Consider the following 23,455-nt stretch of genomic DNA (forward strand, 5'->3'; position numbering starts at 1 on the left):
GATATAAAAAAATCCGCTTAATCGATTAAGCGGATTTTTTTATATTTTATACAGCAACACTGCCTTTTATACCGGCATGTGGTTCGTAATCTACAAGTGTAAAGTCATTATAATCAAAATCAAAAATATTCTTAATCTCTGGATTCAGGATCATTTTTGGCAATGGCTTTGGTTCACGGGTTAATTGCAGTTCTAATTGTTCAAAATGGTTGTTGTAGATGTGTGCGTCTCCAAAAGTGTGAATAAAGTCGCCAGCTTCCAGATCGCAAACCTGAGCAATCATCATTGTTAACAAAGCATAAGATGCAATATTAAAAGGAACTCCTAAAAAGATATCAGCGCTTCGCTGGTACAACTGGCAGGATAATTTTCCTTTTGTTTCTCCTTTTTCAAGATCAGGACTACTTACATAAAACTGAAAAAAAGCATGACAAGGAGGTAAAGCAGCTTTGTTATTAGCTACGTTTTCTTCAAATGATTTTTTAGTATCTGGCAAAACAGACGGATTCCATGCAGAAACCAGCATTCTTCGGCTATTTGGGTTTGTTTTAAGTTCTGTAATCAACTCAGAGATCTGATCAATTTCTTCACTATTCCAATTGCGCCATTGATGTCCGTAAACAGGTCCTAAATCACCATTAGAATCTGCCCATGCATCCCAGATTTTCACTCCGTTTTCCTGAAGGTATTTAATATTTGTATCACCTTTTAGAAACCAAAGCAATTCGTAAATAATAGATTTTAAATGTAATTTTTTGGTTGTGACCATTGGGAAACCTTCACTTAAATCAAAACGCATTTGGTAGCCAAAAACACTTTTGGTTCCCGTTCCTGTTCTATCTCCCTTTTGACAACCGTTTTCTAAAACATGTTGTACTAAATCTAAGTATTGCTTCATGGTGCTTTAAGCTTTAGGCTTTAAGCTTTAGGCTTTCTCCTAATGCTTATAAGCTTGATTTTTATGTTGACGCTTAAGCTTACAGCCTAACGCCTATGGCTTATAGCCTTAAATTATCTTTTTGAGATTTCGTCTCTAATCTTAGCTGCTTTTTCATAATCTTCCTGAGAAACAGCCTGATCTAAAAGCTCGTTTAGTTCCTGCAAACTATGTTTAGCATAAAGATCGCCGGATTGATTGCTTTCTTCCTCGCGGCCAAAAGTTTCAGGATTAGAAAGTACATCATCAATTTCCTGAGAACCCTGATCAGTTTCTGCAGTATTCGATTTTAAATATATACCAGCTTTGTCCAAAATGTTTTTATAAGTAAAGATTGGTGCGTTAAAACGTAAAGCCAATGCAATTGCATCAGATGTTCTCGCGTCAATAATTTCTTCGATTTTGTCTCTTTCACAAATTAAACTCGAATAAAAAACACCATCAACTAACTTGTGGATAATTACTTGTTTTACAACAATATCAAACCTTTCTGCAAAGTTTTTGAATAAGTCGTGCGTAAGCGGACGTGGAGGTTTAATTTCTTTCTCTAACGCAATAGCGATTGACTGGGCTTCGAAAGCTCCAATAACTATTGGTAATTTTCTTTCGCCATCAACTTCATTCAAAATTAAGGCATAAGCGCCATTTTGAGTTTGACTGTATGAAATTCCTTTTATGGATAATTTTACTAGACTCATATATGTGGGTAAAAAAGGGCAATTAATGCCTCATTTTAAGACTTTTTTTGATTGAAAAATAAAGGTGCAATTTTAATCAAAAAATATGGAACAAAAAAGCCACCTAAAACAAAGATACGATTATCTTGTTTTTAGGCAGCTATATTTTTATAGAGAATTTTTAAATTAAGAATGTTGAGCTTTAAAAGCTTTCAATTTCTCAATTAATTTTGGTACAATTTCGAATGCATCTCCAACAACTCCATAATCTGCAACTTTAAAGAAAGGAGCTTCAGGATCGTTATTGATAACCAACTTTACTTTTGATGAATTAATACCTGCAATATGCTGGATTGCTCCGGAGATTCCAATAGCGATATACAAGTTTGTCGCAACAGGTTTTCCTGTTTGACCAACGTGTTCACTGTGAGGTCTCCATCCTAAATCAGAAACTGGTTTAGAACATGCAGTTGCAGCGCCTAAAACAGCCGCAAGATCTTCGATTAATCCCCAGTTTTCAGGACCTTTTAATCCACGTCCGCCAGAAACTACGATATCAGCGTCAGCGATAGATACTTTTCCACTTACTTTTTCTACAGATTCTACTTTTACTCCAAAGTCATTGTCGCCAATTGATGGATTAAAATCTTCTTCGGTCGCAGATCCTGCGCTTTCGAAGATTCCGTAAGAGTTTTTAGCTAAGCCAAGAACTTTTACATCTGTATTAATTTCTGTAATGTTGAACGCTTTGTTTGAGAAAGCATTTCTTTTTACCTGAAAAGGAGAAGTGCTTACCGGTAATCCAACAACATTTGATGCAAAACCAGCATTTAAAGCCACAGCAACCAATGATGAAAGATAAATACTATCTGTAGAAGAAGAAAGTAAAACTACTTTTGTTCCTTCTTTTTCAGCAGCTTGTTTGATAACATCGGCGTAAGCCTTAGCAGTAAAACCAGCTAATTTATCGTTAGTTACTTTTAATACTTTGTCAACTCCGTATTTAGCTAATTCGCTAACATCGCTGTTATTTATAGTTAGAGCTGTAACAGTTGTTCCAAGTGATTCTGCTATTTTTTTAGCATAAGAAGCTAATTCAAAAGCAACTTTTTTAAATTTTCCTTCTGCAGATTCTGCATATATTAATATTGACATAATTTTTTGTTTAGAGGTTGTAAGTTTCAGGTTTCAGGTTTGCTTCGCCTGTTCGAGCATAGCTCTCGGGTTAAGTTCATAAACTGAGACTGAAAACCGAGACTGAAAACTGATTACTAGATTACTTTAGCTTCGTTGTGTAATAAATTGATTAACTCATCTAAATTATCAGGAGAAACTAATTTTACTGCTGATTTTGGAGCTGGTTTTTCAAATTTCACTGCTTTTGTATTTACAGGAGCGTCAACTGGCTCAAGAATAGTAAGTGCTTTTGTTCTTGCAGTCATGATTCCTCTCATGTTAGGGATACGAAGATCTTTTTCTTCAACAAGACCTTTTTGACCACCAATGATTAAGGGTAAAGAAGTGCTTACAGTTTCTTTTCCACCATCGATTTCACGAACTGCTTTTACGTTATTCCCGTCAACGGTAATTGCAGTACATGAATTTAAAAAATTAGAACCTAAAATTCCTGCAATCATTCCGGGAACCATTCCGCCATTATAATCCAAAGATTCTTTTCCTGCAATTACAAGATCATAACCACCGTTTTTAATTACTTCAGCTAATTGTTTTGCAACAAAAAAACCATCAGTTGGGTTGGCATTTACGCGAATTGCTTCGTTTGCACCAATTGCTAATGCTTTACGTAAAGTTGGTTCAGTATCCGGTCCTCCAACATTTACTACAGTTACAGTAGCGCCTTGTTGTTCCTGGAACCAAATTGCACGTGTCAAACCAAACTCGTCATTAGGATTAATTACATATTGTACACCATTGGTATCGAATTCTGAGTCACCATTAGAGAAGTTAATTTTGGAAGTAGTATCAGGCACGTGGCTGATGCAAACTAATATTTTCATAAGTATATATTTTATAATTTATAATATGCTTTTACAAATTTAGAATATTATTTGGAATAATTATACTATGCATGCATAATAATTTTAAAAACTATTACGATTTCGCGGATTGTGAAATTTAGAAGCTGTTTCGTTGTAATCGAAAAGAGATTATGTATTCATTTCTGTTGATTCTTAGCAATTTTGCAATTTAGCCAACTTGTGCAACTGTTAAATTTTGTTTGGTTTATACTACTTTTTGAATTGTTGCGTTTTAGAAAAAGAATTTCGTGCACAGTAGAATTAAACAAAAAGAGCTGAATTTGTATGATAAGCGTTTTTATGAACGAAATAATTGCAATTATATCGATTTCGTAAATGTCACAATTTTTTTTAAAAAGTTAAAAGCGCAAGGCTGGAGGAAGATGATGTGATTTTAAATCTAATTTATGCTTTTAAGTTATTTAAAATAATTATTTTTGCTCTTCAGAAAATTCAACATACAATATAAATATGAGAACAATACAATTTAGAGAGGCCATTTGCGAAGCGATGAGCGAAGAAATGCGTCACGATGAATCCATATATTTAATGGGCGAAGAAGTTGCAGAATACAACGGGGCATACAAAGCTTCAAAAGGAATGCTTGCTGAGTTTGGCGAAAAAAGAGTAATTGATACTCCAATTGCTGAGCTTGGTTTTACAGGAATTGCAGTAGGATCAGCTATGAATGGTTGTCGTCCTATTGTCGAGTACATGACTTTCAACTTCTGTTTAGTAGGTATTGATCAAATTATAAATAATGCTGCTAAAATGCGTCAAATGACAGGGGGACAATTTAATGTGCCTATCGTTTTTCGTGGACCAACTGCTTCTGCAGGTCAATTAGGAGCTACACACTCACAAGCTTTAGAAAACTGGTTTGCTAATACTCCGGGTCTTAAAGTAGTTGTGCCATCAACTCCTTATGATGCAAAAGGACTTTTGAAAGCTGCCATTCGTGATAATGATCCTGTAATTTTTATGGAGTCTGAGCAAATGTACGGTGACAAAGGCGAAGTGCCGGACGGAGAATATACAATTCCTCTAGGAGTTGCTGATATCAAACGTGAAGGAACAGATGTTACTATTGTATCTTTTGGTAAAATTATCAAAGAAGCTTTTATTGCTGCTGATGAATTAGCTAAAGAAGGTATTTCTTGTGAAATTATCGATTTAAGAACAGTTCGTCCTATGGATAAAGATGCTATCTTGAAATCTGTTAAAAAAACAAACCGTTTAGTAATTTTAGAAGAAGCATGGCCGTTTGCAAGTATTTCATCTGAAATCACTTATATTGTTCAGGAACAAGCTTTTGATTTTCTTGATGCGCCAATTCAACGTATTACAACAGCAGATACTCCTGCACCTTATTCTCCAGTATTATTAAAAGACTGGTTGCCAAATGCAGGTGATGTAGTAAAAGCAGTTAAAAAAGTGTTATACAAATAATACACATTCAAAATACTCACAAAACTTCATCATTCATAGTTAATTGATGAAGTTTTTTTTTTGCTCAGACAATGAAAAAAATAATTTTACTCAGCCTGTTTTTTGTATTCGCATTTGCGGCTATTGCTACTGCACAAACGAAAGTGAGTGGAATTGTTTTGGATAAAACGAATCAGCCTGTTCCGTTTGCAAATGTTGTTTTTAAAGGATCAAACACAGGAATCGTTTCAAATGAAGACGGTCGTTTCTATCTTGAATCTCCAGTTACTTACACAGCATTATTAATAAGTTCTGCAGGATTTTCAGACAAGGAAGTTCCTTTGGAGAAAGCTGTGAATTATGATTTCAAAATTATTTTAAGTGAAGCCGAAGCACTTAATGAAGTCGTAATTTATACCGGAAAAACTTCTAAAAAGAATAATCCGGCATTAGATATATTGAGAAAAATATGGGAACGAAAGCGTAAAAACGGTTTGTACCAGTTCAATCAGTATCAAATGCAAAAGTACGAGAAAGTAGAGTTCGATATGAACACAATCGACAGTGCTTTTATGAAAAATAAACTCTTTAAAGGAATGGAGTTTGTGTTTAAGCATGTTGACACGTCTGATGTTACAGGTAAAACTTATCTGCCAATTTTCATCAACGAATCAGTTTATGATGTTTATGGAGATAATAAATTAAAGAAAGTAAAAGAAAACATTACAGGGAATAAAATGTCTGGTTTCAACGGAAATCAACAGATTTTATCCTTCGTAAAAGATCTTTATTCAGATTATAATATTTACGATAATCACCTTAAGTTTTTCGATAAAAGTTTTACAAGTCCGCTTTCGGGAACCGGAATAGACGTGTATAATTATGTACTAAAAGACAGCGCTTATATTGACAAAAAATGGTGTTACAATATTGTTTTTTATCCAAGGCGTAAAAATGAATTAACCTTTAAAGGAGATTTTTGGGTAAATGATACCACTTTTGCAATCAAAAAAATTAATATGGGCGTTACTAAAAGTGCCAATATTAACTGGGTAAAAGATATTTATATCGAACAGGAATTTGAAGTAGAGAATGATTCGACTTTTTTGCTGACCAGGGATTATATGATGTCTGATTTTGCGTTGAATAAAAAAGAAAAATCAAAAGGAGTTTACGGAAAAAGAACCACTTTATATCGAAATCATAAATTTAATATTCCAAAGCCGGAGAAATTTTATAAAGAAGAAGTCAATTATATAGACAACGCTGTTTATGACCGACCGCCTGAGTTTTGGGAAGAAAATCGTTTTGAAAAATTAAATAAAGACGAAGCGGGTATTTATAAAATGCTCGATACATTACAGACTGTCAAAAGATTCAAACAGCTTTATAGCCTGGTTTCTATATTAGGAAGTGGTTATGTAGAATTTAAGAATTTTGATTTCGGGCCTATATTTTCGACATTTGGTTATAACGAAGTCGAAGGTGTAAGAATCCGTGCAGGAGGAAGAACCTATTTTGGACCAAATGATCCCTGGCGTATTCAAGCGTATACAGCTTACGGTTTTAATGATAATAAGTTTAAATACGGTGTTTCCGGAAAATGGATGCTCGATAAAAAAAATCGGGTTATTATCTCTGGAGGAAACAGGAGAGACATTGAACAAATTGGTGCCAGTTTAACCACAACAAATGATATTTTAGGGCGAAGTTTTGCATCTTCGGCATTGTTTACAACGAGCAGCAACGGAAAATTAACCAACATTAATCTGAGTAACGTTTCTGTTGAAATAGAACCTATAAAGAACTTTGTTGTTCAGGCAGGGGTTTCGTATCGAACATTAGAATCAGCTTCACCAACATTTAGTTTAGATTATTATACCACTATGCCAACTGCAGCAAATCCTGCAGGTGTTATTGCAAGTGCTGTAAAACAATCAGAAGCCAATATTCAGTTCGAATATATGCCAAATCGAAAAACAATTGGTTTTGGAGTAGAAAGAGATCTTGTTGACAGTCCGTTCAGTCATTTCTTTGTGAATTTTAGTTATGGATTGAAAGGAGTATTAGATAGTGATTTTGCTTATGAAAAAGTGCAATTATTCTACAAACAGCCTATTATAATAGGGCCATTAGGAAGATCGAATATTATACTTGAAACCGGAAAAACTTTTGGTACAATTCCGTTAGGGTTAATGAGCGTAATTCCTGGTAACCAGACTTATTTTACAATCGAAAATACGTTTAGTAATTTGAATTTCTATGAATTCGTAACCGATCAGTATACAACTCTACAATGGAATCATGATTTTGGCGGAAGGTTATTTGCCAGAATTCCGTTTATGAGAAAACTGAACTGGAGAGAATTTGTTGGTGTAAAAGGTGTTTACGGAACTATCTCAAATGCAAACAGAGCGATCAATGCATCTGGACAACCTTATAATGCGCCTGAAAACGTATATTGGGAATACAACGCCGGAATAGGAAACATTTTTAAAGTATTCCGTATCGATTTCTCCTGGAGAGGAAGTTATTTAGATGATCCGGGCGCCAATAAATTTGCAGTAAAAGGATCTTTCGGATTCTATTTCTAAGTTTTTTGTCCGGTTGAGCGAAGTCGAAACTTATTTGATAATCTCCCAAAAACGCCAAGTTGCTAAGTTTTATTTCTTGCAGCTTGGCGTTTTTGCTTGAGATAAATACATAATATTGTCATTGCCTGTTCGCAAAACCCGACAGGTTTTTAAAACCTGTCGGGTTTACTATGCGTTAAGGTTGGGATATGATTTTTCTTTTGTAATTACAAATTGAAGCGTTTCTGTTTTTTTATCATAAGAAAGATCAAAAAAAATCTGCTTAATCTGCAAAATCTGCGTGAGAAAAAAACTTTGCGTTTACGAGTCATTGCGAGATTTTTAATTAATTTTAGGAGCTAATCCCGCTATTCGTTCCAATCTTTTGTGTCTCCCGAAGCCTCGGGTCGACACAAAAGGATTTCCACTGCTATCGGGGCTAAAAAAACATATTATGCAAGAAGCCATTGATTTTCTATCAGCTAAAAATCTAATTTTTCTGGAAATCATCGAGAAATATGGATTACCACCAATCCCGAAACGTCCGCAAGGTTTCGAAACTTTAGTTTTATTGATTCTCGAGCAACAAGTTTCTATAGACTCAGCAAAAGCCACATTCTTAAAAATAAAGGCTTATGCCACTTGTAATCCGGAAACGATGTCTGTCTTGCCAGACGAAGAATTTCGTGCTCTTGGAGTAAGCAGGCAGAAAACAAAATATATTAAAATCCTTGCTGATGCTGTTTTAAATAAAGAATTAGATATCGAAAGTTTAGCCAGTAAATCAGCAAAAGAGGTTAGGGAAGAGCTCATCAAATTGAAAGGAATTGGAAACTGGACAATTGATATTTACTTAATGTTTTGTCTTGAGGAACCGGATTTGATTCCGTTAGGAGATATTGCAGTTGTAAATACGATCAAGGAATTACTCAATATTCACGACAAACAAGAAATGGAAATCCATGCCCAACAATGGAGTCCGTACCGATCTTATGCAACATATTTGCTGTGGCATTATTACTTAAACAAGCGAAACAGGAAAATTACCTATTAACTGTCTGTTATTTAAAAGAAATGTAAGTAGATTAATGCCGTTTTGTATTGTAAAAAAGGATTCTTTAGTTACTTTTGCAATCGAAATTATAGAAATAATAAAAAACGAAAATGACCGCAGACAAACTAACAACTTTCGATGTATTAATCGAAATACCAAGAGGAAGCAGAAATAAATACGAGTACGATTTTGAAATCAAAAGAATGCGTTTCGACAGAATGTTATTCTCTTCAATGATGTATCCGGCTGATTACGGATTTATTCCGGAAACTTTAGCACTTGACGGAGATCCTCTTGATGTATTGGTTTTGGTAAACGAGCCAACTTTTCCAGGATGTGTTATGGAAGTAAAACCAATTGGTGTTTTCCATATGGCAGATGATAAAGGACCGGACGAAAAAATTATTTGTGTACCTGTTTCTGATCCAATCTGGAATTCTTTGACTGATCTTTCAGATATGAATCCACACTTAGTAAAAGAGATCGAACATTTCTTTCAGGTTTATAAAGATCTTGAAAATAAAAAAGTAGATGTTGGAGGTTGGGGAGACGTAAAAGAAGCATTTGCAATTATTGCTGAGTGCACGAAGCGTTTTGATGATATCGAAAACAAACCGGAAGGATTATTTAGTATTAAATAATTTTAACCCTATTCTATTATAAAAAAAGCAATATTACGGTCAGTAGTATTGCTTTTTTGTTTAAATTCGTTTTAGTTAGTTTATTGAATATTAACCAATAACCATTAAAATATTATGAACGAATTTATGATTTACTTGCCAATTGTTATGGCAATTATAGGTTTACTTTTCATGGCAATAAAAAGAACTTGGGTTTTAAAGCAAGATGCCGGGGATGGTAAGATGAAAGAGATTTCAGATTACATTTATGAAGGCGCATTAGCATTTTTAAAGGCCGAATATCGATTGCTGACCTTTTTTGTAATTGGTGCAAGTTTAGTTTTAGCCGGAATATCTTTTATTGTTCCTACTACACATATATTAATAGTGGTGGCGTTTATTTTTGGAGCATTTTTCTCGGCTTTGGCCGGAAATATGGGAATGAAAATAGCGACTAAAACAAATGTCAGAACAACTCAGGCTGCTCGTACGAGTTTGCCACAAGCCCTGAAGGTTTCTTTTGGCGGTGGAACTGTAATGGGATTAGGAGTTGCTGGTTTGGCTGTTTTAGGATTGACAGGATTCTTTATTATTTTCTTTCAAATATTCATGCATGGGGTTTGGACTTCATCCGAAGATATGACTAAGGTTTTAGAAACTTTAGCAGGATTTTCATTGGGTGCAGAGTCAATTGCTTTGTTTGCCAGAGTTGGTGGCGGAATCTACACAAAAGCTGCCGATGTTGGAGCCGATTTAGTGGGGAAAGTTGAAGCCGGAATTCCGGAAGATGACCCTCGTAATCCGGCAACAATTGCAGATAACGTTGGAGACAATGTTGGAGATGTTGCAGGAATGGGAGCTGATTTATTTGGTTCTTATGTGGCAACAGTTTTGGCAGCGATGGTTTTAGGAAACTACGTAATCAAAGATATGGGTGGAAATATTCAGGATATTTTTGGCGGAATTGGTCCAATTTTATTGCCAATGGCGATTGCCGGTTTCGGAATCTTATTTTCGATTATTGGAACTACTCTGGTAAAAATTACCGATGATAACGCCAAAGAAGCACAAGTACAAAAAGCATTAAATATAGGAAACTGGGTTTCGATTGTCTTAACTGCAATTGCGTGTTTCTTTTTAGTAAGATATATGTTGCCGGAAACTATGCAGATGAGCTTTTTTGGAGAAGGTTTTAAGGATATCTCATCAATGCGTGTTTTCTATGCGACTTTAGTTGGTTTAGTAGTTGGTGGAGCTATCTCATCAGTAACAGAATATTATACAGGATTAGGTACAAAACCCGTTATGGCAATTGTGCAAAAATCATCTACAGGAGCAGGGACAAACGTTATTGCAGGATTGGCAACCGGAATGATTTCTACTTTTCCAACCGTATTATTGTTTGCAGCTGCAATCTGGATTTCATATGCATTAGCAGGATTTTACGGAGTGGCGCTGGCAGCTTCAGCAATGATGGCAACTACAGCGATGCAATTGGCAATTGATGCTTTTGGACCAATATCTGACAACGCAGGTGGAATTGCAGAAATGAGCGAATTACCAAAAGAAGTTCGTACCAGAACAGATATTTTAGATTCAGTAGGAAATACAACTGCAGCAACCGGAAAAGGTTTTGCAATTGCTTCAGCAGCATTAACATCATTGGCTTTATTTGCTGCTTATGTAACGTTTACAGGAATTGATGGAATTAATATTTTTAAAGCACCTGTTTTAGCGATGTTATTTGTGGGCGGAATGATTCCGGTAGTTTTCTCGGCTTTGGCTATGAATTCAGTAGGGAAAGCAGCTATGGATATGGTTTACGAAGTTCGTCGCCAGTTTAGAGAGATTCCGGGAATTATGGAAGGAACAGGGAAACCTGAATACGCAAAATGTGTAGATATTTCGACCAAAGCAGCTTTACGCGAAATGATGTTGCCGGGAATTTTAACGATTGGTTTCCCAATTGCAATTGTGCTTTTAGGTAAATTAGTTTACGCAGATAACAATCAGTTAATTGCCGAAATGCTAGGCGGATATATGGCCGGAGTAACTGTTTCAGGAGTACTTTGGGCAGTTTTTCAAAACAATGCCGGAGGTGCCTGGGATAATGCTAAAAAATCTTTTGAAGCAGGAGTTCTTATCAACGGAGAAATGACGTACAAAGGTTCTGATGCACATAAAGCGGCCGTAACTGGAGATACAGTAGGAGATCCGTTTAAAGATACTTCTGGGCCATCAATGAATATTTTAATCAAATTAACTTGTTTGATTGGTTTGGTAATTGCACCTATTTTAGGCGAAGGACATTCAGCTCCAGGTTTGACAGAAAAAGGTTCATGTTGTACCAAAACAGAAATGCATGCAGCTGGTGTTTCTAAATGCGGAGACATGGCAGGTATGACCAAAGAAGAGTGCATTAAAATGTGCAAAGACAAAGGTTGTACACCAGAAGAAACAGCAAAATGTTTAGCGCATTATGATGCAAAGGGAAAATATCTGTACCAAAAAACAGATTGTTTTGATACAACTAAATACAGTAAAAACAGGCTTGAGGTTAACCTAGCAACTGTAAACGGTATTACAGTAGGAACGGTAACCAAAACTGTAAACGGTACAACAACAATCGAAGTTTATGAAGGTACAGAAGCTGAAGTAAAAGCGAAAATCGAAGCAGCGAAATAAAAAATATCCTATCCTGACAGGTTTTAAAAACCTGTTAGGTTTAGTTAAGTTAATTCAAATAAACAGAATAAAAAGAGGCTGTCCGAAAAGTAATTTCGGGCAGTTTTTTTTTGTTTTACACATTGATTTTTCTTATATTTAAGTACTAAAATCAATGATTATGCAGCCAGTTTTTAAGCCTCATTCGGTTCACCAGCAAGATCTTTTTCCATTGAATTTAAATGATCTGATCCCAGAGAATCATTCTGCCCGATTAATAGACAGTGTTGTTGAACAGTTGGAAATTTCCGAGATTATATCACAGTTTAAAGGCGGTGGAAGATCCAGCTACCATCCTAAGATGTTATTGAAAATATTGTTTTACGGATATCTCAATAATACCTATTCCAGCCGAAAGCTGGCTAGAGCCGTGAAGGAGAATATATATTTTATGTGGCTCTCGGGAGGACTTCAGCCGGATTTTAGAACTATCAATGACTTTAGAGGAAAAAAATTAAAAGGGAATATCGAAAAACTTTTCAGCCAGGTCGTTCTGATGATGGTAGATTTAGAGCTCATTAGCCTGGAGAGACAATTTATTGATGGTACTAAAATAGAAGCCAACGCACATAAATACAGCTTTGTGTGGAAGAAAGCAGTTGAAAAACATAAAGACAGGCTTCAGGGAAAAATCGATGCTGTTCTGGCAGATATTGGTCAGGCTATCGAGTCAGACATTATGCATACTGATAACCAAACTGATACCAAGGTAGACAGTAAGAAATTAGAAGAAAAAATACACGAGATCAACCAAAGTGAAAAAAAGCAGAAGCTGAGTAAACAGCAGAACAAATCACTTCAAAAACTCGAGAAAGAACAGCTTGTAAAACTTAAAGAATATGAGAAACATCTCGAAATTCTGGGGGATAGAAACAGTTATTCGAAAACCGATACCGATGCTACTTTTATGCGCATGAAAGAAGATCATATGGGCAACGGACAATTAAAAGCGGGTTATAATATTCAGATTTCTACAGAAAATCAAATTATTACACATTACTCCACCCACCAGACTTCTACTGATTTTACCACATTAAAGACTCACTTAGAAGGATTCAAAAGCAACTACGGCAAACAATCTGCAAAAGTTATAGCCGATGCGGGCTATGGAAGTGAGGAAAATTATCAACTCCTTGAAGACAAAGAAATTGATTTTTTTGTTCCCTACAACATGTACCGTATCGAAGAGACCCGTAAGCATAAAAACAATTTATTCCACGCACAAAACCTGTTTCATAATAATGAGCAAGACTTTTTGGTTTGTCCAATGGGGCAGCAAATGCCTCGTATCTTTACTAAGAAATCAAAAACTACAACTGGTTTTGAACAGTATCATTCGGTATATGAGGCTTTAAATTGCGCAGGATGTCCTCTGCGGGGGCAATGCTTTAAAGCTAAGGGGAACAGACGGATAGAAATTAATCACAATCTTCAAAGACTGAAATTCAAGGCAAGAGAGAATTTAGAAAGTGAATTGGGCAGGGAAATTTATAGTAAAAGATGTATTGAACCAGAGCCGGTTTTTGGTAACATCAAGCAAAACAAAGGATTTAAAAGATTTACACTTACCAAAACAGCCAAAGTAAATACTGAATTTGGCCTGATTGCTATTGCTCACAACTTTTCTAAATGGATCGCTAAAATCCGTTTGGGCAATTTTAACCTCATTTTTGATCTCGTAGAAGCTTTAGAAAAGTTTATAGAAGACCCCATTTTAGCCCAAATTTACATTTTTCAAGAAACACTCTGTAAATCTACTAGTATAATAAAAGAAAGAGGTCGTCTTTTCAGACAACCTCTTTTGTTATTACAATTTTTTAATTCTAAGTATATCTGTTTTATTATTCTCCAGGCAATGAATTTCGATAGGCATCCCGACATAAACTTCTGAAAAGATAAAAATAGGGTTATTGACCAAGGATCAATCCTTCTATATTCGGTTTGTATTACATATTGGCGTGATCCATTGTAAATCCATCCTGATTCTATATTGGTAACAAATGTAGATATGATCAATTTATTTACCTCTTTAAGATTTTTGTATGATCTTCTGTAAAATGGTATTACATATTTAAATACTAAAAAACAGATTAGGCTAATTAACGCGATAGGAAAAAATGATAGCTCAAAATCATAATATGGAGAAGTAACATAATCAATAATAAAGAACAATACTGGGGAAACGAGTAAAATCGAAAAAATCAAACGAATTTTAAATGCTCTTCGGAGTAGTTTTTTTTCATTATCTGATAAAGGCTGAGTTGTAATCGTCATCTGACTTCAAAATTAAATTCGGATCAAATGTAATCTTTTTCTTTAAAACGATGTGTTTGATCAAAGTATTAGACAAACTGTAAAGTTATGTAACTAAAAATGCCTCTAAATTTAGAGGCATTTTTTATTCTATAAGTCTGTAAAATTTTTGTTTTCTAAAACAATCCGTTCAATTCAGCATCGATTCTATTAATGATATTTCCTAAATCTTCAGGATTATCCACAAAATTGATATTGTCAACATCGATAATTAATAATTTTCCTTTCGTATAAGTTTGTACCCAGGCTTCATATCTTTCGTTCAGACGACTTAAATAATCGATAGAAATGGAGTTTTCGTAATCACGTCCGCGTTTGTGAATTTGTCCGACAAGATTAGGAATCGAGCTTCTTAAATAAATCAATAAATCAGGAGCTTTTACCAATGATTCCATTAATTCAAAAAGAGAAGTATAATTTTCGAAATCGCGGCTGGTCATTAATCCCATCGAATATAAGTTGGGAGCAAAAATATACGCATCTTCATAAATCGTTCTGTCCTGAATGATTTTCTTACCGCTTTCGCGAATTTGTAATACCTGACGGAAACGACTGTTCAAGAAATAAATTTGCAAATTAAACGACCAACGTTCCATTTGGTGGTAAAAATCATCCAAATACGGATTATCAACTACATCTTCATAATGAGGTTCCCATTTGAAATGTTTGGCTAATAATTTAGTTAAAGTTGTTTTGCCTGCTCCTATATTTCCTGCTATTGCTATGTGCATTACCGTGTTACGATTTTATAATTTGTTATTTCTTAATCTGTAAAAATAGATAAAATTTGGTGTTTGCAGCAGAATTTGTTAAACGATTTTTTTAAAATTTCAATTTCAGAAAATCTGCTTCAATTTCTAGCCGTAATGTCTTTAAAATACAACAAATTAGCTTTGCTGAAAAAATGTGGATTGATTGGTAGTTATTTCAATTGAATTAAAATCAGACACCTTCCGTAAAGTAATTGCTTTTCTAAAAAAAATACACAATAATATAGAAGAACAAGCAAAGTTTGTTTATGAGATCCAGATCATTTTAGAGCCAAAATAGAAAAAACTGCAATAAGCATTACTTCAATAATCGAGATGTAATCTATAAACCTTATTTTGATGTAATGGTCTAATTAATAGCCTATTTTGTCTATGTCTTAGAGGTGTTGATATATTTAATTTTTTGTATTTTAAAATAAACAATACATTTGAGTGTAGGTATTATGGGATTTATCCAAATTTAAAAAAAATGTAATGAAAAAAACAATCTATTATATGTTCATGATGCTTGTATTTACTCAAATGCAGGCTCAGAAAGATTTTCAGGGAATGGCAGTTTACGAATCCAAAACACAACCGCCAAAGTTGGATGGTATGCGTGGTCCTCGTGATATCACACCAGAAATGCAAAAGAGTATGGAAGAGCGAATGAAAAAAATGCTGGAAAAAACATTTATCCTGAATTTTGACAAATCGGCTTCGATTTATAAAGAAGAAGAAAGATTAGAAAATCCGGGACAACAAGGAGGTGGAATGCGTGTGATGATGAACTCATTTATGGGCGGTGGAGGAACTTTTTATAAAGATGTAAAAAACAAATCCTATACTGTTGATAAAGAATTTATGGGGAAAGAATTTCTGGTAGTAGATTCTTTGCCGAAGTTGAATTGGAAAATGGAATCTGAAACCAAACAAATTGGTGGTTATACCTGTTATAAAGCAACGGCCGTTAAAGAAGCCAGCAAAACTGATTTTAGAAACTTCAGACCTAAAAACAACGATGATAAAAAACCGGAAGAGAAAAAAGAGGATGTAAAGAAAACTTCGGGAGTAACGAAAACCAACTTTGAGGATAATTTCGAAATGCCAAAAGAAGTAACTATTACTGCTTGGTATACACCAGAAATTCCCGTAAATCAGGGACCTGAGAATTATTGGGGATTGCCGGGTTTAATTCTCGAAGTAAATGATGGGAGAACTACTATTTTGTGTTCAAAGATAGTCTTGAATGCTAAAGAAAAAGTAGAAATAAAACCATCTAAAAGAGGAAAAGTAATTTCTCAGAAAGATTATGACGAAACAGTGATCAAAAAGATGGAAGAATTTAGAGAAACGAATCGTGGTCGTACACTAAGTGCCCCTCCAATGATGGGAAGATAAAACGTCAGTCTAAAATTATTTTATCCTAAATCATTTTTTTTAATGAACAAGTCTCTTTTTATACTCGCCTTTTTGTTTACTTCTATATGTTTTTCTCAAAGTGTCCGTTTTGATGGTTTTATTCAGGATGAGCAAAAAAATCCCTTAGAAATGGCCAACATTATGGCTGTAAACATTACTACAAAAGCAATGGATTCTTACGGGATTACCAATGACAAAGGAAAATTTCAACTTACATTAAAGCCTAATACGTCTTATTCAATAAAAGTCAGTTATCTGGGAATGAAATCGAAAGAGATTTCAGTTGTGACTCAAAGTGCAAATATTGTTCAGAACATTGTTATGGATGATGCCGGAATTGAACTTCAAGGCGTTGAGATTGTGCGTGAAATGCCTGTTTCTATAAAAGGGGATACCATTGTATATAATGCTGATTCGTTTAAATCAGGAACAGAAAAAAAGCTCGAAGATGTATTGAAAAAACTACCGGGAGTTGAGGTAAATGCTGACGGAGAAATTGAAGTTGAAGGTAAAAAAGTTACCAAATTAATGGTTGAAGGCAAAGATTTTTTTGACGGAGATACAAAACTTGGTGTTAAAAATATTCCTGCAGATGCCATTGATAAAATTCAGGTTTTAAGAAATTATAACGAAGTTAAGGCTCTAAAAGGATTGGAAAATGATCAGGATAATGTGGCGATGAATATTAAACTGAAAGAAGGTAAAAAGAATTTTTGGTTTGGTGATGTGACCGCCGGAACTGGAGTTGGAGAACTTGACAGCAGGTATATTATTAATCCAAAACTGTTCTATTACAGTCCAAAATATAGCATTAATCTAATCACTAATTTTAATAATATTGGTGAATTACCTTTAACAGCGCAGGATTATTTTAAGTTTACAGGAGGGTTTAAAAACCTGATGAAAAAAGGCGGAAGTAATTTTAATGTTTCCTCAAATGATTTAGGAATTTCGATATTGAGAAACAATCGCGCAAAAGAAATTGAAACAAAATTTGGAGCAACAAATTTTGCTTATTCCGTTACTAAAAAATGGAATATTAGCGGTTTCGGAATATTGTCGACTTCAAAAACAGACTTGGAAACAAAATCTCAAACTACCATTTTAGACTCTGGAGATGAGCAAAAAAGGGAGGAAGAAACACATCAAAAAAATAATCTGGGACTTTTTAAATTAAGTTCGACTTATAAGCCAAATGACAAATTTCAGTTTGATTATGATATTTTGACGAAGATATCCAGACAAAATGAAAATACTGATCTGTTGCGTGAATCTGTTGTGAATAATGTATCTGCTTTAGAAACAATTTTAACCAATAAAAAGCAAGATCCTACATCTATCAATCAAAATTTGAGTTTGTATTATACACAAAGTGACAAGAATATTTTTGCTTTTGAAATGCAACATTTGTATCAGGAAGAAAATCCATTTTACAATGCCAATCTAAAAACACAACCTTTTGATCTTTCAGGTTATACTTCAGGGCAAAACAGGAACGATCTTAATCAGGATAGATTTGTAAAAACCAATAAAGTAGATGCCAAGCTAGATTATTACTACATGGTAACGCCAAAAAGCAATATCAATATTACGTTAGGAAACACATATTCGTATCAGGATTTTAACTCTCATATTTTTCAGATGCTGGATAATGGAGATAAAAATGATTTGAATGATCCTGAAAATAATAATAAAGTCAACTACGATTTTAATGATGTTTTTTTGGGTTTTCATTACAAGATTTTATCCGGAAAATTTACCTTAACTCCCGGAGTCAGCGTGCATTCATATACAATGAAAAACACACAATTAGGAACTGATTATTCGCAGAATTTCATGAAGGTATTACCTGATTTTTTTGCTTTGTATCAAATTAAAAAATCAGAAACACTAACGTATAATTTCTCATTGTCAAATGATTTTACAGATATCAATCAATTGGCTTCGGGTTATGTTTTGTCAGATTACAGTAGTTTGTTCCGCGGAAATCGTTTCTTGGAAAACGCTACGTCGCAAGTACATTCGTTACGTTATTTTAAATATAATATGTTCAATTTTGAGAACATTTTTGCCAATGCAACGTATACCAAAAAAGTAGACGCCATTAAAACCAAAGCTGATTTCGAAGGAATTAATCAATCATCATCACCTTATAATTCTAATTTAGCCGATGAAACTTTTTCAGGAATGGGAAATTACGGACGTTCTTTTTTAAAGAATTACAAAGCTTCCGTAAATGCAACTTTCAATTGGTCAAAATTCAATAATATCCAAAATGATGTATTGGCAACAACAGAAAGTTTTAGTCAAAGTTATACCGTAAAAGCTTCAACAAACTATAAAAACTTTCCCAATATCGAGTTTGGTTATAATGCGCTTATTAATAAATATAGCGGCTCTACTTATTACACAGATAAGCCCTTTGCGAGATTGGATTATTATTTTCTGGAAAGCTTTTCGTTTGTTTCAGAGTATGAATTCTATCATTATTACAATGGCAATAAAACAGTCGATAACGAATATGATTTTTTAAGTGCCAGTTTAATCTATCAGAAAAAGAACAGCAAATGGGAGTATAAAATAGCGGCAACTAACTTACTCAATACAAAATATCTCAATGATGACAGCTTCTCTCAGTTTTCTACAAGGGTTTCACAATATACTGTGCAGCCTCGCTACATCATGTTTTCGATGAAATATAATTTATAGTATTTTGGTTACAAATTTTTGTATCTTTTGGTGCTTTTTTAAATAAGAAAGAAATACCTTTGCGCTAATTAGTAACAACTAAAATAATAGTTATGCGTAATTTTATATGGAGTTTCTTAGCGTTCTTTTGTTTAATATCCAGCGCTTTTTGTCAAACAACAAATATTGAAAAAGGATCTTATTTGTCTACAGGCCAAAGTCAAAAAATCAAATTGAATTTATTAGATAATAATAAATACGAATTGGTTTTTTACTCCGGCGATTATGAGATAAAAGGAGATTCATTATTATTTACTCCAAGCGTAAAAGCAGAGAATATGTTTGATCTTACCTTTAAAAATGATAAAAAGGCAAAGAAAATTAAGGTAAAATTCGTAAATCCTAACTACAATTCTTTTTATATAGGGACACAAAAAAAATCAGATCCAATTCAGTATGAAAGATTAGCTGACATAGGAGCCAGAGTTAATCCTAATTATGACAAAATAGATGTAGATTTTGAAATTGATCGTGCTGATTACTTGTATTTAATTTATGAACTATATGGAGGAGACAGCAAAGTTTCGAAATTTGCTTTACCAAAAGATGTTTCAGAAGTTACAATCCAATTTAATTTAGATGCTACAGCTGATTTGAATATTACCGGTTTTTATGATCAAAAAACAAAGGATTTAATGATCTTAGAACAATCAGTACCAACCCCATTGATTTTTCGTAATGCAAAGGATGTTCAGCCTGAAAAAGTTTCAAAAGTAATTGCTTTAGAAAATAAAACAATTACCAATTGGACTTATCCTGGAAAAGAACCTTTGGTTAGTGACGATTTTGGGACAGCAGTTGATTCTACCGTCGTCGTAGCTGATACTACTTCTGTAGCAACATATGATTTTAAATTAAAAATCGAAAACAATTTAAAAAGTGCTATTTCATTTAATAAAACTGCTAAAACTAAATTTTTGGTAGTGGAACTTGATAGTAAAAATGCTTCGGCAAAAACTGACTTCGATGCTTTTATTAAAGATCAGGAAACGCAGATTGGTTATGCCATGAGTGATTCATACAAAGCTGAATATGACTTATATAATTTTTATTTGGCTACAGCCGATGATGCAAAATGGTTAAAAGCAAATAAAATTACACATATACCAAGTTTAGCAATTTTGAACGCAGATGGAAATATTATAGCAACTGTAAAGTCTAATTTAGACGATAAAAAATATGAGTTAAATTATTACGATCCCTTTTACAAAAAATTACAAAGTGTAAGTGGATTATATGATTTTGATAGAACAATAAAAGATAAGAAAGCAAAAGATACAGATTTAGTTCTTGCTTTTAATAAAGTAGCTCTTCTTGAAATACCATACGATTATTATGCGGATACTGGTGAAACACCTGTTGAAACCCCTATGGATTTTAAGTATGTAAGTACGGTTTTAGATAAAAAAGAAGTTGCTCAAATCTGGAAGAAACTAATAGAAGCACATCAAAAAGATGCTAAACCAAATATGTATTTGGTAGAAACTATTGTAAAAGAAATTAAAAATCAGGGATTCTCGAAACAGTTTATTAAAGATGATAAAGTTTTAAACGATACTGATTATCTGGCGATAGATTATTTGATCAGGCATTATGATGCTATTGATGCTCAACGTTTAGAATTTAATAGTAAAGAAGGTGAAACACATTCAATAGAAAGCCTGAATACTGAAATTGCGGCAGCATTACAGCAAAATAAAGATGTTGAACAAAATGACATTTCAGGAAGCAAAAATAAAAATCAAAACAAAACAATTTCAATTTATAAAAAATTAATTGCCCTCGGGAAAGGAAACTTTGACTGTTACCAGAATTACTTTATCTATCTCGCAGAATTGGAAGATAAAGATGGATCTAACACCACCTACTTAAAAGAATTCAGTACTTATTTTGATAGTTACTTAACAACAGATAGAGTAAATCCTATTGTACGATTAGATGAATTGTTTACTTTGTTAGATGAGAATTCAGGTTACTCTAGTTGGAATTACTTCAAAGAATATCATTCTAATTTGGCCAATTCCGCCGCATGGACCGTAGTTTCAAAACCCGGAAATACCGCTTTTATAAAATCAGCAATTATCTGGTCTGAATATAGTCTGGTAGTAACGAAAAATAATCCTTATTACTTAGATACTCTGGCTCAGTTGTATTATAAAGATGGGCAAAAACAAAAAGCAATCGAAACACAAACTCTCGCGGTTAAGTATTTAACTGATTATGTAGAAGAAGAAACAGCAACAGAAATAAAAGAGACGTTAAGCAAAATGCAAAACGGAACGTATTAAAATGAGAAAGCCTTTGAAGTAGTTCAAAGGCTTTCTTTTTAGTTCTTAATTTTTACCAGAAGCTTTATATTGTAACTGTTTAATACTCTTTTATTGTTTTTAATTTTGCCATTGGCATTCAGATAAGTGATCAAAATTTTATACTTAGGGGTTTCAAGTTCCTGAGTTATTTTTTTATTTAGATTGTTGTTTTGATCAAAATCAGAATTTTTATTCACAAAATTACTAATTTCCAGCGGAATACTATCTTGATTAATCTGTAGCTTGATACCGTAATCTTCAACGGTAGCTTTAATCGAATAGCTCTTATTTTCAATCTTTACACAATCTTTGCATTCAAAATTTTTATCATAAAAAGACAGCGTAAATGCCATATCATATCCGTGAATGTTTTCTATAGTGTTTTGGTCATTTTCATAATAATAGTAGTAAAATTCGTTTTTATATTTTTCTGGTCTATCATAGGATGTTTTGTAATTATAACCCAAAGCTTCCATTATTTTATAATCACTGGGAGACTTGTCTTTTTTAATCAGCGCTTCTAACTTGGTTTTCGCATAAGGAACCATAATTTCTACACCATAATTATTTTGGAGAAAAGAAACAATACTGCTTAAATCCTGTTCTTGTTCGAAAGTTAGTTTTTTATGATTTGAATTTTGCACATAAGCTTCAAATCGGGATAACTGGCTGTGTTTTGAGATAGAATTCGCACTTTGCGGGCCAGCAATCGAAAACAATCCGGCCAGACACATACTTATTGGAATAAACTTAATTTTAGGATTCTTTTGAATTAAAAAATATCCTACAACAATAGAAAGCCATATCGATAACAAGAGAACATAATAACGTTCATGAGTAAATCCGTAAAGATTGATTCTGTATAAAATTGCCCAAAAAAGTAATCCAAGTAGTGGAATCAATAGAAAGTAAAACCAACGATTGAAGGTTCGCATCCAAAGATTATTGGTTTCAGTCGCAATAGGATGAACCAATAAAAAGGAAAGAATCCCAAAAATAGCAAACACCAAAACAAGATACGAAACCCAACCAACAGGCAAGGAAAGCGTAACAAGAATTTTAACTTCATAACAGATTAAAATCACCAGATAAAGGCTTATCAAAGGCAACAAAACATATTGAGTAAAGTTTTTAAGCCCTTTTGGATAATTTAAAACCAACGGAACCTCGTTATTATTGGTTTCCGGAACTCCGCTTAAAAAGAAAATGGTATTAAAAATGCCGGCAATGACAAAAAAGATGTGAAAGTAAATATGATCATAGAATTCAACCTTAAACAGCTTATCAACGGCTAATATAGCCAATGCCAAACCCGAATAAAGTACAATGCTGTACAATGCTGCCGTTAAAATTCGAAGAAAAAGCTGTTTATTGAACTCCCAGAATTCATCCTGATTATATTTCCTTGGTAAGAAACCCGCAAATGAAACCAACAAATGCAGAGCAATATTAAGAACTAAAAATTGTTGTATTTCAATTTCTGTAATGTATTCATGAAAATTAAAAATAAAAAGAACGATAAAACTGCCAAGAACTAAACTGGTTATGAAACGTAAAAGAATGCCCTTTTTTGAAGCTAAAAAAAATAAACTGACAGAAAGAAATAAGACCAAACATAAAGAACAGCTCATTATTGCTTTTTGATAAAGCTCTCTATTAGGATCATTATATTCTTTCTCGTTAAGAATTATTGCCAGAATAGTACCCAAAATCACAGTTATAGTTTCTAACGGAAATCTAAGAACTGTTTTTAGTGTTGCACTTAGAACATTTTGTAACGAAGGAAGTCTGCCCATTTTTTATCAGTTATTTTGTATAAAGTAAACTAAATTGCAAGGGATAACCAAATAAAATAATGATAC

Annotated in this window: 15 protein-coding genes; 9 read left to right on the forward strand and 6 right to left on the reverse strand. The window is 33.6% G+C overall.

Going from position 1 to position 23,455, the window contains the following annotated elements; translation table 11 throughout:
- Nucleotides 1-46: 46 nt before the first annotated feature.
- The 4 genes from QLQ94_RS07480 to QLQ94_RS07495 all read right to left on the reverse strand — a co-directional run bounded on the left by QLQ94_RS07480 (nt 47) and on the right by QLQ94_RS07495 (nt 3,632).
- Complete coding sequence (locus QLQ94_RS07480; protein ID WP_271336995.1) at nt 47-898, reverse strand: thymidylate synthase; 852 nt, start codon at nt 896-898, stop codon at nt 47-49.
- A 113-nt stretch (nt 899-1,011) separates the two neighbouring features.
- Nucleotides 1,012-1,635, reverse strand: a complete 624-nt coding sequence (locus QLQ94_RS07485) for a bifunctional nuclease family protein (protein ID WP_427402129.1) — start codon at nt 1,633-1,635, stop codon at nt 1,012-1,014.
- Nucleotides 1,636-1,800: 165 nt separating this feature from the next.
- Entirely contained in the window at nt 1,801-2,769 is a 969-nt protein-coding gene (locus tag QLQ94_RS07490; RefSeq protein ID WP_271336997.1) for an electron transfer flavoprotein subunit alpha/FixB family protein, read from the reverse strand.
- Between the two features lie 116 nt (nt 2,770-2,885).
- A complete protein-coding gene (locus QLQ94_RS07495; protein WP_194615919.1) occupies nt 2,886-3,632 on the reverse strand; it encodes an electron transfer flavoprotein subunit beta/FixA family protein in 747 nt (248 codons plus the stop codon).
- Between the two features lie 492 nt (nt 3,633-4,124).
- Here QLQ94_RS07495 and QLQ94_RS07500 point away from each other — a divergent pair, with 492 nt between their 5' ends.
- The 6 genes from QLQ94_RS07500 to QLQ94_RS07525 all read left to right on the forward strand — a co-directional run bounded on the left by QLQ94_RS07500 (nt 4,125) and on the right by QLQ94_RS07525 (nt 13,943).
- Complete coding sequence (locus tag QLQ94_RS07500; RefSeq protein ID WP_173970884.1) at nt 4,125-5,102, forward strand: pyruvate dehydrogenase complex E1 component subunit beta; 978 nt, start codon at nt 4,125-4,127, stop codon at nt 5,100-5,102.
- A gap of 71 nt (nt 5,103-5,173) precedes the next feature.
- Nucleotides 5,174-7,675: a DUF5686 and carboxypeptidase-like regulatory domain-containing protein gene (locus QLQ94_RS07505; RefSeq protein WP_482499442.1), complete on the forward strand. Its 2,502-nt coding sequence runs from the start codon at nt 5,174-5,176 to the stop codon at nt 7,673-7,675.
- Between the two features lie 433 nt (nt 7,676-8,108).
- Complete coding sequence (locus QLQ94_RS07510) at nt 8,109-8,708, forward strand: DNA-3-methyladenine glycosylase family protein (protein WP_427402131.1); 600 nt, start codon at nt 8,109-8,111, stop codon at nt 8,706-8,708.
- Between the two features lie 110 nt (nt 8,709-8,818).
- Nucleotides 8,819-9,349 (forward strand): inorganic diphosphatase, encoded by a 531-nt coding sequence (locus tag QLQ94_RS07515; RefSeq protein WP_271337000.1) that lies wholly within the window; start codon nt 8,819-8,821, stop codon nt 9,347-9,349.
- Between the two features lie 114 nt (nt 9,350-9,463).
- The gene (locus QLQ94_RS07520; RefSeq protein WP_427402132.1) at nt 9,464-12,013 is read left to right on the forward strand and encodes a sodium-translocating pyrophosphatase; all 2,550 of its coding nucleotides are present in this window, start codon (nt 9,464-9,466) and stop codon (nt 12,011-12,013) included.
- A gap of 154 nt (nt 12,014-12,167) precedes the next feature.
- Nucleotides 12,168-13,943 carry an IS1182 family transposase gene (locus QLQ94_RS07525; RefSeq protein ID WP_482499444.1) on the forward strand — a complete coding sequence of 592 codons (1,776 nt, stop codon included), beginning with the start codon at nt 12,168-12,170 and terminating at the stop codon, nt 13,941-13,943.
- A gap of 538 nt (nt 13,944-14,481) precedes the next feature.
- Here QLQ94_RS07525 and QLQ94_RS07530 read toward each other — a convergent pair.
- Complete coding sequence (locus QLQ94_RS07530; RefSeq protein WP_041516522.1) at nt 14,482-15,096, reverse strand: deoxynucleoside kinase; 615 nt, start codon at nt 15,094-15,096, stop codon at nt 14,482-14,484.
- Nucleotides 15,097-15,609: 513 nt separating this feature from the next.
- On the opposite strand from QLQ94_RS07530, the gene QLQ94_RS07535 reads away from it, so the two are divergent.
- The 3 genes from QLQ94_RS07535 (at nt 15,610) to QLQ94_RS07545 (ending at nt 21,572) form a co-directional block, all read left to right on the forward strand.
- Entirely contained in the window at nt 15,610-16,515 is a 906-nt protein-coding gene (locus QLQ94_RS07535) for a GLPGLI family protein (protein WP_271337849.1), read from the forward strand.
- Between the two features lie 42 nt (nt 16,516-16,557).
- On the forward strand, nt 16,558-19,245 hold the full coding sequence (locus QLQ94_RS07540; protein ID WP_482499445.1) for a carboxypeptidase-like regulatory domain-containing protein: 2,688 nt from the start codon (nt 16,558-16,560) through the stop codon (nt 19,243-19,245).
- Between the two features lie 92 nt (nt 19,246-19,337).
- On the forward strand, nt 19,338-21,572 hold the full coding sequence (locus QLQ94_RS07545) for a hypothetical protein (protein ID WP_482499446.1): 2,235 nt from the start codon (nt 19,338-19,340) through the stop codon (nt 21,570-21,572).
- 38 nt (nt 21,573-21,610) lie between these two features.
- On the opposite strand, the gene QLQ94_RS07550 is transcribed toward QLQ94_RS07545, so the two are convergent.
- Nucleotides 21,611-23,389, reverse strand: a complete 1,779-nt coding sequence (locus QLQ94_RS07550) for a DUF4153 domain-containing protein (protein ID WP_482499447.1) — start codon at nt 23,387-23,389, stop codon at nt 21,611-21,613.
- Nucleotides 23,390-23,455: the final 66 nt, after the last annotated feature.

Source organism: Flavobacterium sp. B114r (assembly GCF_056824125.1).

Coding starts and splice junctions, on each gene's coding strand:
- QLQ94_RS07545 (WP_482499446.1), top strand. CDS start 19,338: ATGCGTAATTTTATATGGAGTTTCTTAGCGTTCTTTTGTTTAATATCC.
- QLQ94_RS07550 (WP_482499447.1), bottom strand. CDS start 23,389: ATGGGCAGACTTCCTTCGTTACAAAATGTTCTAAGTGCAACACTAAAA.
- QLQ94_RS07540 (WP_482499445.1), top strand. CDS start 16,558: ATGAACAAGTCTCTTTTTATACTCGCCTTTTTGTTTACTTCTATATGT.
- QLQ94_RS07535 (WP_271337849.1), top strand. CDS start 15,610: ATGAAAAAAACAATCTATTATATGTTCATGATGCTTGTATTTACTCAA.
- QLQ94_RS07525 (WP_482499444.1), top strand. CDS start 12,168: ATGATTATGCAGCCAGTTTTTAAGCCTCATTCGGTTCACCAGCAAGAT.
- QLQ94_RS07505 (WP_482499442.1), top strand. CDS start 5,174: ATGAAAAAAATAATTTTACTCAGCCTGTTTTTTGTATTCGCATTTGCG.
- QLQ94_RS07495 (WP_194615919.1), bottom strand. CDS start 3,632: ATGAAAATATTAGTTTGCATCAGCCACGTGCCTGATACTACTTCCAAA.
- QLQ94_RS07520 (WP_427402132.1), top strand. CDS start 9,464: ATGAACGAATTTATGATTTACTTGCCAATTGTTATGGCAATTATAGGT.
- QLQ94_RS07485 (WP_427402129.1), bottom strand. CDS start 1,635: ATGAGTCTAGTAAAATTATCCATAAAAGGAATTTCATACAGTCAAACT.
- QLQ94_RS07490 (WP_271336997.1), bottom strand. CDS start 2,769: ATGTCAATATTAATATATGCAGAATCTGCAGAAGGAAAATTTAAAAAA.
- QLQ94_RS07500 (WP_173970884.1), top strand. CDS start 4,125: ATGAGAACAATACAATTTAGAGAGGCCATTTGCGAAGCGATGAGCGAA.
- QLQ94_RS07480 (WP_271336995.1), bottom strand. CDS start 898: ATGAAGCAATACTTAGATTTAGTACAACATGTTTTAGAAAACGGTTGT.
- QLQ94_RS07515 (WP_271337000.1), top strand. CDS start 8,819: ATGACCGCAGACAAACTAACAACTTTCGATGTATTAATCGAAATACCA.
- QLQ94_RS07530 (WP_041516522.1), bottom strand. CDS start 15,096: ATGCACATAGCAATAGCAGGAAATATAGGAGCAGGCAAAACAACTTTA.
- QLQ94_RS07510 (WP_427402131.1), top strand. CDS start 8,109: ATGCAAGAAGCCATTGATTTTCTATCAGCTAAAAATCTAATTTTTCTG.